At 53.9% G+C, this 10186-nt stretch carries 6 protein-coding genes; 2 read left to right on the plus strand and 4 right to left on the minus strand.

Annotation, left to right across the window (positions count from 1 at the left end; translation table 11 throughout):
* Positions 1 to 239: 239 nt before the first annotated feature.
* The gene (locus tag LMED105_RS15590) at positions 240 to 2999 is read left to right on the plus strand and encodes a hypothetical protein (RefSeq protein ID WP_008253199.1); all 2760 of its coding nucleotides are present in this window, start codon (positions 240 to 242) and stop codon (positions 2997 to 2999) included.
* Here the strand turns inward: LMED105_RS15590 and LMED105_RS15595 are convergent.
* The 4 genes from LMED105_RS15595 to LMED105_RS15610 are packed head-to-tail and all read right to left on the minus strand — an operon-like array spanning position 2992 to position 9154.
* Positions 2992 to 3450, minus strand: coding sequence for a GFA family protein (locus tag LMED105_RS15595; RefSeq protein WP_008253200.1), 459 nt, complete (start codon positions 3448 to 3450; stop codon positions 2992 to 2994). The genes LMED105_RS15590 and LMED105_RS15595 overlap by 8 nt on opposite strands.
* Positions 3451 to 3468: 18 nt before the next feature.
* Positions 3469 to 5313 carry an adenylate/guanylate cyclase domain-containing protein gene (locus LMED105_RS15600; protein ID WP_008253202.1) on the minus strand — a complete coding sequence of 615 codons (1845 nt, stop codon included), beginning with the start codon at positions 5311 to 5313 and terminating at the stop codon, positions 3469 to 3471.
* Positions 5310 to 8213 (minus strand): TIR domain-containing protein, encoded by a 2904-nt coding sequence (locus tag LMED105_RS15605; protein ID WP_008253203.1) that lies wholly within the window; start codon positions 8211 to 8213, stop codon positions 5310 to 5312. Before LMED105_RS15605 ends, LMED105_RS15600 begins: the two co-directional genes overlap by 4 nt.
* A 47-nt stretch (positions 8214 to 8260) precedes the next feature.
* The gene (locus LMED105_RS15610) at positions 8261 to 9154 is read right to left on the minus strand and encodes a LysR family transcriptional regulator (protein ID WP_040513787.1); all 894 of its coding nucleotides are present in this window, start codon (positions 9152 to 9154) and stop codon (positions 8261 to 8263) included.
* Between the two features lie 101 nt (positions 9155 to 9255).
* Here LMED105_RS15610 and LMED105_RS15615 point away from each other — a divergent pair, with 101 nt between their 5' ends.
* Positions 9256 to 10131 (plus strand): sterol desaturase family protein, encoded by an 876-nt coding sequence (locus LMED105_RS15615; protein ID WP_008253205.1) that lies wholly within the window; start codon positions 9256 to 9258, stop codon positions 10129 to 10131.
* Positions 10132 to 10186: the final 55 nt, after the last annotated feature.

Below are 10186 nucleotides of genomic sequence, written 5' to 3' on the forward strand. Positions count from 1 at the left end.
GCAGGTCCCTGGTTCGAGTCCAGGTCGGGGAGCCAAACACAAGAAGGCCCACAGCATTGTGGGCCTTTTTCGTTTCGCATCTGTTTCAATTCAATTGGTCGTCTTATGGGTTAGTCCTTTTGAAGGGACTCCATGAATTCAGCTTTGTAATATTCTCCAAATTTATCTGCCATGGTTCAAATCTTCGATATTGGCCATGGCAACGCTGTTGACTTCACTCGACACTGGAGAACAATAAGATGAAGCAAAACACCAAATCTGCTCACTTTGCTTGCATGCCGATTCCGAAATGGCTGAAGTTTGTCACCTGCCTTTTTCTGACATGGGGATTAACAGCACCTGTTAAAGCCAGCGATGTACCGCCTGTAGGTGCCGGCCTGAAGCAGGTGCTCACCAGCCTTCCGATTGCCGGTATCAAGGACGAATTGCAGAGTATGGTGGGCACCTTGAGAAAAACCGGTTGCGGCTCTGGTTTCAAAGGCTGCTATATGACGCAATCGGGGCCACTGCAGCTCTACTTCTTCACCAACGGCGAAATCGAGCAGACCCTGTTGCTGGTGGTCGACAAAAAAGTGGCCATGCCCCATTTGCTGGGCGAGAAAGTGCAAAAGGTGATGGGCGAGACCTCGTTGAATGCGCCCATCCTTTCCATATCCACGACCGACTTTGAACTCGACAACATACGCATGCCACCGGCGCTGCAGAAGATCGTGCGTGACAAGTATTTCAACATCAACACCCTGTCTTTTTCCAGCGGCGTGCAGATGGCCGCCCGGGTCAATCTGGGTGGGCGCATCAAGATGCAAATGGAGTCTTTGGGCGTAGATGCCAGCAAGATGCTGATGCGCGCGGCTGTGGTTATGCCAATTCCTGCGGATCTGGCGAGCGCGGCAGGCGGTGGTGCTGCAGCGGCCGCCCAAGCCCAGTCGCTGCGGGAAGCACGCGCTGAAGCAGTGAAGCCTGAATCATTTATCGAATTCCAGTTTCCGCCGAAGACGAATCTCCAGCTGATCATGCCGAAGGTACAACTGGCGGATGCGGTTTTCTTCCTCAACAACGAACTGGTGTTTGGCTACAAGGGCAACGCGCGGTTCGAGGGGGCCGAGGACAAGAACATCATTATGAATTTCCAGACGCCGCTGGGCCCGGAAGGCGCCATGGATCTGGCGGACTTCTCGTTTCGCATGGCGACACCAGCCAGCCTGACCATGGAAGATCAGGTTCGAATCATGGTGGCCATGGCTTCGCCCGACCCACGTTTGGCGAAATATGGTGGCGGCTTTATCCGCAATATTCAATCGTTCAAGGCCCCTTTGCTGGCAATGACCAAGCCGTTGTCTATGTTTCAGTTGAACAACCCGACACCGCCACCGCAATACCGATTTGGCGACAGCAGCAAGCCCTTCCCCACCGACAACAAATACTTCAATGTGGTTCTGCTCGGCCCGCTGGCCGAGGGTGGGCCTCTGTTGAAGGTGGCTGGCGATGTCACCATTTTTGGTCAGAAAATGGGCTGGTTGTATGCGTCGGCAGGCAAAGCGGGGTTGATCGGCGACGCTGGTGAGCAGGTCACCCTCAAGCTTGGCCCCTTGGGCAAGGTTCCGTTCAAGTTGCAGGCCACCACAGCCATCAATGAAAATACGCAGAACATCACCTTGGCGGGCAATGTTGCTGGCCAAAAGATTTCCATCGGGATGGATGCCAATTCCATGACGGTGGCAGTCAATGCCACTTGCGTCAATCCGTTCGAAATCAAAACGAAAGTGGAGATCAAGCCCAGCACCAACCTGGCTGACGTGTTCGAAGGGCAGGGCGGTGTCAATGTGGACCCCGGCAAAATCAGCGGTTGTATCGGCAAGGAGCTGGAGGCGGCTTACAACAAGATCGCAGGTGAGTACAAGCATTTGAGCGGCTACACCGCGAGCGCTGCCCAAGCGGAGCTGAACAAGATCAGCAATGCAGCAAATCAGGCGTATGAACAGACCAAAAAAGAGGCGCAGAGGGCCGCCCAAGCGTCGATTGATGCAGCTACCAAATTGTGGTCGGGTGGCACCAATGCAGTTGTCAGCGCAGTCGGCGGCTCGGTAGCCAAGGCGCCAGATACGTCGCACGTACATTACGATCGCAGCGTCTTTAACTGGGATTATTACTATGACAAACACCCTGAACTGGTAGCAAAACAGATCGACCTGGTGGCGCATTGGGGCCAGACCGGCTATCCAGCCAAGTGGCGGGGCTCGCTCGAGTTCGACATGGCGTTTTACGCGAAACATCCAGACGTCGTGAAGATGTGGGGCACCAATCCCGATGCCTATGCCTTGGTCCTGGACTGGGTCAGCTGGGGTTACAGCAGAGGGCGCCAGGGCAGCGCGGACTTCGATGTCACCTCCTATCTCGCACGCTATCCGGATTTGCAGCGGGCGTTTGGCGCGAACAATTACGAGGCGGCATTCATCCACTGGCTGGACCACGGCAAGGCGGAGGGGCGCGACGGCAGTCCCGGTGCGTTTGCCCAGACACCCCCTGCGGGAAGCGTGCGGGTCGGCGGCGGCGGCAGCGCCTGGTCGGACGATGTCGTGTGCAAGGGGCAGCACGTCACCGGCTGGCGTGTGTACAGCGGCAAAAAGGTGGACCGCCTGCAGTTCCGCTACCCGGGCGGATGGGGGGAGGCGCACGGCGGCAACAAGTCCTTCAAGGAAGAGGTGCTGCTGGCACCGGACGAATACGTGGTGCGCGTGAGCTATCGCGGCAGCGACGAGGTGGAAGGCATCATCTTCTACACGAACACCGGGCGCACCCACGGTAACTACGGTTCCAGCAAAATGAACGGCGAGTACAAGGTGACTCCCGGCCAGAAGCTCGGGTGCATGTCGGGTCGCTCGGGCGACCGCACCGACCAGCTGATCTTCCGGTCGACGGATTATGCGACAAATCCGTCCCAAGTCTCTGGGGCACTGCCTAAGAAGCCGAAGATAAAGGTGCCAAAGACGCCTAAGTAGCCGCAGTACCCACCTTTTTGCCAGGTCTGAAAGGTGGTGCCTTGGGAAACTGGAAAACGCCTGAAGGAATTTCCACTTCGGGCGCTTTTTCACTGGTCCACACATGGGCCATCGGATTGAATTCAAAAGGTGGTTCCAGCTTGTCAGCCGCCACACCCAACAGACCGGTTAACACATCCACCGTGGCATACAAAAAACCGTTGCACTGACTGCACCGCCGGTATTGCTTGGGCTTGCCAGAGCCGCCAGTCATGTCAATCGGGTCGAATTGCCCTTGGGCACATTGTTCTTCAGTCTTGAAGAAAGCGATGTTGGTATAAGGCAGGCCGCTGATGGCCTGGCAATCCCGGCAATGGCAGACCAGCTGTGCAACGGGCGCTTGGGTGAAGCTGACGGACAGTTGGCCGCATTGGCACTGTGCGCGGAAAGCATTTTTCATCAAATCACTCATTTGTTGGAAGCCTTGCGTTTATCTCTCAAAATCCAGCACCACTGTCGTTGCGTTGCTGTTCTCGGTTCTTCTCAATAAAAACATACGCATCAGCCCATAGTTTTTGGCTGCTTCGGTTTGCCCTACATAGTCGCAGGCAAATTCATTGTTGCTGCCAATGGCCAGCACTGCGGCAAAGGTTTCGGTGACATACACACAGCCTTCTGGCGTGACGGGTTCAATTCGTGCGGCGCGGCTAACGTGCGCGCCAATCGCTGTTTCGCGCAAGGTAATGGGATCAAGGGTCAGGTACACGGGCCCAAGGTGCAAACCTATTCGCAAGGCCAACTTTTCGGGTAATCCAAATGCCGTTCGATCAATTCCTGCCATGCTTTCCTGCATGGCCAGTGCACATTCGGCTGCTGCGGCCACGTGGTTGAACACAGCGAATATGCCATCACCCCAGGTGTTGATGCTGTGTAGTTGATCTTGATACTGGGCAGTGACCTTGGCCAGACGCCCCATGATTTGCTCTACAAATGCGGGGAGTGCGGCATCGCCAAGTTTGCTGAAACCTTTCACGTCGGCAAAAAGCATGGCTTTGGTTTCACGACCATGTTGTTTGGAATTGTTACTCGTGAGTGGCATCTCGGCAAGGTTGGCTGGCAAGCCTTCGCTAAAATTGGCGTTTTGGCTGTTTACAAAATACTGAGGCAAGCCGGTGCATGCCCATTGTTGCAGGTCGGCTTCTGTACCCAAGGTGCGGTCGTGTGTGTAGCCGTCCCAAACGCCAATTTGTGCCACTGTGGTGTTCAAATGTCGGGCATTCAAGATGGACAAACCCATGGCAATTTGGCTGCAGTAGGTAAACAGTTGTTCGTCTTGCAGGAAAGCGTCTTCAGTGGCCATTCGCACGCTGCGGGCGGCGTTCAGGCAGTGCTCAAACCTCTCAGCCCAGCGTGGGCCACAACGCAGCACCGACACCTTCAAAAACTCTTCGCGTTCAAAAGGCAGCACCACATGCAGGTCGGCACCGCGCTTGATCAAACTTTCTGCAAACAGAATGTCGGCACCGCCTGCGAGTGAGCCGTAGCCAACGCCAACATTGTGACACTCAAGCAATTCTTGAATGCGCGCTGCTACCCTTGCTTCTTGATGTTCAGGAAAGCGGCCGGTGTGGCTGAGCAGGTGCCCGGTGTAGTGAATGACAGCAGGGGGTGTGGCAAAGCCGAGGCTTTTGAAATCATGTCCAAGGCAGTGGCACAGGCGTTGTAGTTGGCGAAGTGTGGATGCCAGCGCGGTTCGGTCTGAATCAATGAGTGAAAGCGTGTGGGGCACCAGTGCACGTGCAGCATCCAGTTGCCCTTGAATCAACAAGGCTTCAATGCGGGTCGCATGGGTCCAGTATTGCTCGGCCGGGTCCGCAAGTTTGGTGTGCTGGCTTTGAAGTTGATCCAACACAATACCAGCCCAGTGTGTTGCTTGCTCAAGGGCACCTGAAAACACTGCGCAGGCTGCTGCATTGATGGCCGGGTAATAGGCTTGTGGCGATAGCTGATGTGAAATCCAAGCTTGTTCATAGAGTTGAAATGCTTTTACAAAACCGGCTTTGGCTGCTTCGCCTTTCTGAGCGAAGCTGATGTCTTTGTGCAGGCGGGCGAGTAGGCATTGCACATCGAGCTCGTGGCTGTTGTGCAAGCCCATGCTCTCAAATTGAGAAAGTGCGAGGCGGTACGCACCCCCATTGGCCAATGCCAGCAGGGCCCGATGTAGCAGTGCCGTGTTGTCTGGGTTACTGCCCAAGGCGTGCATGGCAATGTCGTAGGCTTTAAAAAACTCGCCTTTGCTGATCAGGTTTTTAACCTCTTGCAGTGGCGTGCTCATGGTTGTGCGCCCATGGCCCACCAAATGGCCTGCCCGCTTGCACAACGTGCCAGCAGGTGGCTGCCAGCGTTGTTAAGCACCAGGTCAATGGCTTGGCACTGCGGTGCATCCAGCGTTTTGATTCTGCGCAGTGTGCTGCTTTCCCACACATTGATTGAGCCAAGTTCGTCGCTGCTGATTAGCAAGTCGCTTGCCACGTGGGATCGCAGTGCCAAAATTCGTCCACGGTGATTCGACAAAGCGCCCAGAGTGCTACCGGTTTGAAGGTTTTGAATTCTGTACTTTGCGCCGAAGCGGCGGTCGGCAATCCATGGGGCTCCACCCAGTTCGGTTTGTATGCCAAAGCCGAAACCTGTTTCGTATCCGTCGTTTTCCTGAAGTTCTGGTCGACGGGGAAAATACTCAACAGGTGAGCATTGCTCTGCATCAAAAGCTTGAATTCGCCGGTTTTCCCAACCCGTGCCATTGGTGAACAGCATGTCGACACTGAGCAAGGTTTGTTCATTGATAAAGTAGGCCATGCCATCATAAAACTGTTCGGTGTGTTCCAATTTACATCGGGTTTTTCCGGTGTTGGCATCCAGAAGCAACAAGCCTTGCGAACCCACCAGCAACAGATTTTTTCCGGTTTGGGATGCAGTCATTGGGCGCAGACGGTTCAGTTCGGCAAGTCCGCTCATGTCGATGATTTGTTTGAAGTTCAGGGTGGCTTTGCTGCCCTGAATGGTCCAGGCCAGCAATTCGCCCTGCGTGTTGATTGCCCAGGCGCGATCACCTGTATTTGAAAGTGTACCTGCTACCAGTTTGGTGTCGTTTGCCTCAAGACCCGGGAGTTGAAGCAGGGTGGCTGAACCTATCCAGGGTTGTTGTACCAGTTGCCCTTGGGGTTGCAAGGCAAAAAAACCGGATTGATCGGCTTGCAGTGTGGTAGCCACGGCGCTGATGCGACCTTGCTGCAAACGTGCCGGAATTGAGAAGCGGTGCAGCGTAACAGTGCCATTGCCTCCGTGGTTCAGCGAGAGGCCGAGGAGGTGTCGACCAGTGCCACCCAGAACGAGAATATTGTCGGAAAGGCCGCCTTCTGTGCCAAGTTCCGAGTCCATACTGGCAATGAGTTGGGCATTGATCGGAGACAGGGATCGATTGAATTCACCGGGTGCAAACAGTCGGCTGTCATCTTGATCAAACGCAGGGAGTAGTTCGCCAATGGGTACAGCACCGTTGCGCAATTCGTGCAGGTTTTCCTGCAAGTCCTCCCGCAGGGCAGCAGGGTCTTGTCGAAGTGATTTGCCTTCACTGACCACCACATCATCTAGCGAAAAATACAGCACGCGCGCCTCATTGCTGGGGTCAACTACGGCCAGGCTGTGACCTCTGTTGGACAAAGCCACGCCCGATTCATCAGCCACCCAAACCTTGCCCAAGGGCTTGCCCGCTTGAAATCCGTGAACCTCTCGTTTTACTCGAATGGCCAAAACGTCATCCTGATTTCTGAGTATTTGTCGGACCTGCCCTTTGAATCGACCCAGCAAAAGCTCGCTTTCTTCTTGACGAAGCCAGATTTCAAACTGACCGTCCTTTGCCGCTGGTTTGCGGTACAGCAGGTCGCCATTCGAGAACGCGCGAAGAAGTTGAACACCTTCCATTTGAAGACTGGGTTGCGGCAATACTGTTTGGCCGGAGGCCCAAGGATAAATTGCGAAGCCATTCGCATGTTGAATGACCATTTGCCGCGCATGGTCCAGCAGTGTGATGTGTTCGATATTCGCTGTGTTCGAGATGCGTGGGGTTTCTGCTCCCGGGTTGGAAGAGGGGCGAATGGTAAATTGCGTGGGTGTCCAGATTGCATGGTCATTGCCAGAATCTGAGAGACTGACTTTGTGGGTTTCATTCTCAGAAAAAGTACCGGTAGCCAGTGGTTCATTCCAGCCATCAAGGTTAAACAACTGCCCCCCAGAAGAGAAGTTGTGTAGCATCACCCAGTCGCCTTTCACTTCCAGTGACTGAACTTCGTAGGCTTTCAATTCCAGATTGGTAGACAGGGACTCCGCCTGAAACAGGCGCACTTGCAGGCTGGCCATGGCGTCTTTTTCAAGCCGGGCTGCATTGGCTTTGGCGGTGTCGAGCATGCTGGACAAGTCACCAGCCATGGCCAGTTGGTTCAATTGATTGCGAAGTGCAGATTTCGCTTCACCCTCAGCTTGAACATGCTGAATATAGCCGAATGAAGCCGCTGTAATCACGGCCAGCAAACTGCCGCCCAGGAATCCAGCGAGGGTCATTCGCCGGCGCGATTGTGTGTGATCCGACACAGCGATCATTTCAATCAAATCGCTGCCTAAAAGTTTGTCGTGTGCTTTGTCCTTCCCGCTGGATTCTTCAAGCATGGCTTGGGCCGACGCCAAATCTTTTCCGCGCAGCAGCAAGCTGGGGTCTTTGTGGTTGTTGACCCATTGTTGCGCGCGGCTTGTAAGGTCGGTGTGCCGTTTGAGCCAGTCTGGATCAAGGTGAATGCTGCGTTCTATCCAGGCCGATACAGTGTTGGCATGGTCAGTGTCACGATCGAACCTGAACCATTGATATGCGCTTAAGGCAGCGGGAATCCTGTGCTCTTCAACCCGGCTGTCGATCACCGGCAAAAGACGCTTGCGCAAACGCTCGGCACGTTCTACCTCAAACCGGCAAGCCAGAGAGTCCAGAAAATCAGGGGTGACCAAGACCACGATGAGTTGCGCCCGAAGAATTGCATCTTCAATTTCCTCTTGCCACAGGCTGGCGTAGTCGAGCGCTTTGGTGTCCACCCAGGCTTGAATGCCTTTGTCGGCCAGGCTTTCGCTGATGGCTTGTACCCATTCGGAATCCTCGCGTGCATACGATATGAAAATTGGAGTGGAGTTCATATTGATCGAAGCTTGCAGCAGGAAGTCGATGTGAGCACAGTGTAACGCTATACGAACTCTCGGAATTGTTTGATCGCATAAGTGGCAGCTGGCGACTGTGATCTGCTACTTAAGTGAACGATGGCAATATTGCTGAACAGCGGCGGAAAATCGATGATGTCCAGTTTCATCAAGCTACCTTTGTCCAGCCAAGGTTTGGCGGTAAGTTCTGTAGAGGCCACTATGGTGTTGGTGCTCAAGGCGATTTGATGCAGCAGGTTCACGTCGTCGCATTCCAGTGCAAGTTGCGGCAGGTTGCGGTTGTTTTGCCCCAACAATTGGCCCAGGCCGGCCTTCAGCATGTCTGGCAATTTAACTGACGCAATGCCGTATTGCCAGGCGGTTTCGAACCGATGACACTGGCCCACGAGTGGGTGCTGGCTGCGCGCATACAAATGGCCGTACTGCCGCATCAATGGTTGAATATTTAAATAGGGTGCGGCATTCACTTCGCCGGTGTCGGCCACGAAAAAATCGATTTCTTCTTTCAACAACAAGGTCAACAGGTTGGCCGGGTTGTCGATTTCAACACGCACTGAAACTCGAGGAAATTCGAGGCGAATTTTTTCAATCGCATGTCCAGCCAGTGTGGCTGCGGGAAAGGGCCCCACACCAAACACCAATTCTCCAACCTCGCCTTGTTGATACAAGCCAAGGTCGCGTTTCAGTGCTTTTGCTTCGAGGACCAGAGTGCGCGCACGTTGAATTAGAAACTGACCTGCGGGCGTGGGGCGTATTTCGCCGCCTTTGCGCTCGAAGAGCAGCAAGCCTGTTTGTTTTTCAAGCGATTGAATGCTGCGACTGAATGCAGGCTGACTTAGGTGAACCTTTTGCGCAGCTTTCGCAAAGTGGCGTTCTTCATCGAGTGCCAAGAGATGTTCAAGTTGATGAAGATTGGTCATTTTAATGCATTGATTGCATTGATAGTGCATTTATTATGCATTGGACGAATTGTGTAGACAAGCTTACATTGAATATATTGACCAATTTCCCAGGGCTGAACATGCAAATTTCGGAATTCCAGAACGTGCTTATCTTGATCGCCATTGCAGGTTTTGCATTGATGGAGTTTGTCACGCGCCGATACCAGACCACGGTAAATGCCACCGCCAATGACACCAAGCTGGAGTTGTTCATGTTCATCAGCCTGGTGGCACTCACCCAGCCACTTGTTATTCTGGCGACGCAGAACATGGGCGAAGCATGGTTTTCGCAATGGCAGGGCATATGGGCAGACTGGCCTTGGTGGGCCATGTTTGCCGTGTTGCTGCTTGGGGATGATTTAACGCAATACCTGTGGCACCGGGCTTCGCATTCGCCCTTGCTGTGGCCATTGCACCGCGCTCACCATTCTGCGCAGTACATGAGTGTACGAATGACCTTTCGCAACAACTTTTTTTACTACCTGATGATGCCTGGTCTGTGGATTGCCGGTGCCTTGCTTTTTCTGGGCTTCGGCGGTTGGGTGTACGCCGCTTATTTAACCCTGAAATTGACGATTATTCTTGGCGCGCATTGTTCGTGGCGATGGGATGAGCCCTTGTACAAGATTCGCGCCTTGCACCCGCTGATGTGGCTTCTAGAGCGCACCATTTCAACACCGGCCACGCACTGGGCGCACCATGCACTCACGAACAAAGACGGAATTGGACACTACACCGGCAACTTCGGCAATATGCTTTTTTTATGGGACATTATTTTCGGCACGGCCCACATCACCCGCAAGTACCCTGACCACATTGGTTTGATGGATGATCGCATTCACGGGCAGGAACATTGGGCACATCAAATGTTTTATCCGCTTGCCCATTCCAAACGGGCCGATTCTGCTTTGCGGTTCGGCGGCACCATTTACGATGAGAACAAGAATTCAAATTAGGCATTCAGGTAGCTCACCACCATTTCAACCAGTTCCTTTTCCAGCTCCGCGTCGG

This window comes from Limnobacter sp. MED105 (assembly GCF_000170915.1).
GTDB lineage: Bacteria > Pseudomonadota > Gammaproteobacteria > Burkholderiales > Burkholderiaceae_B > Limnobacter.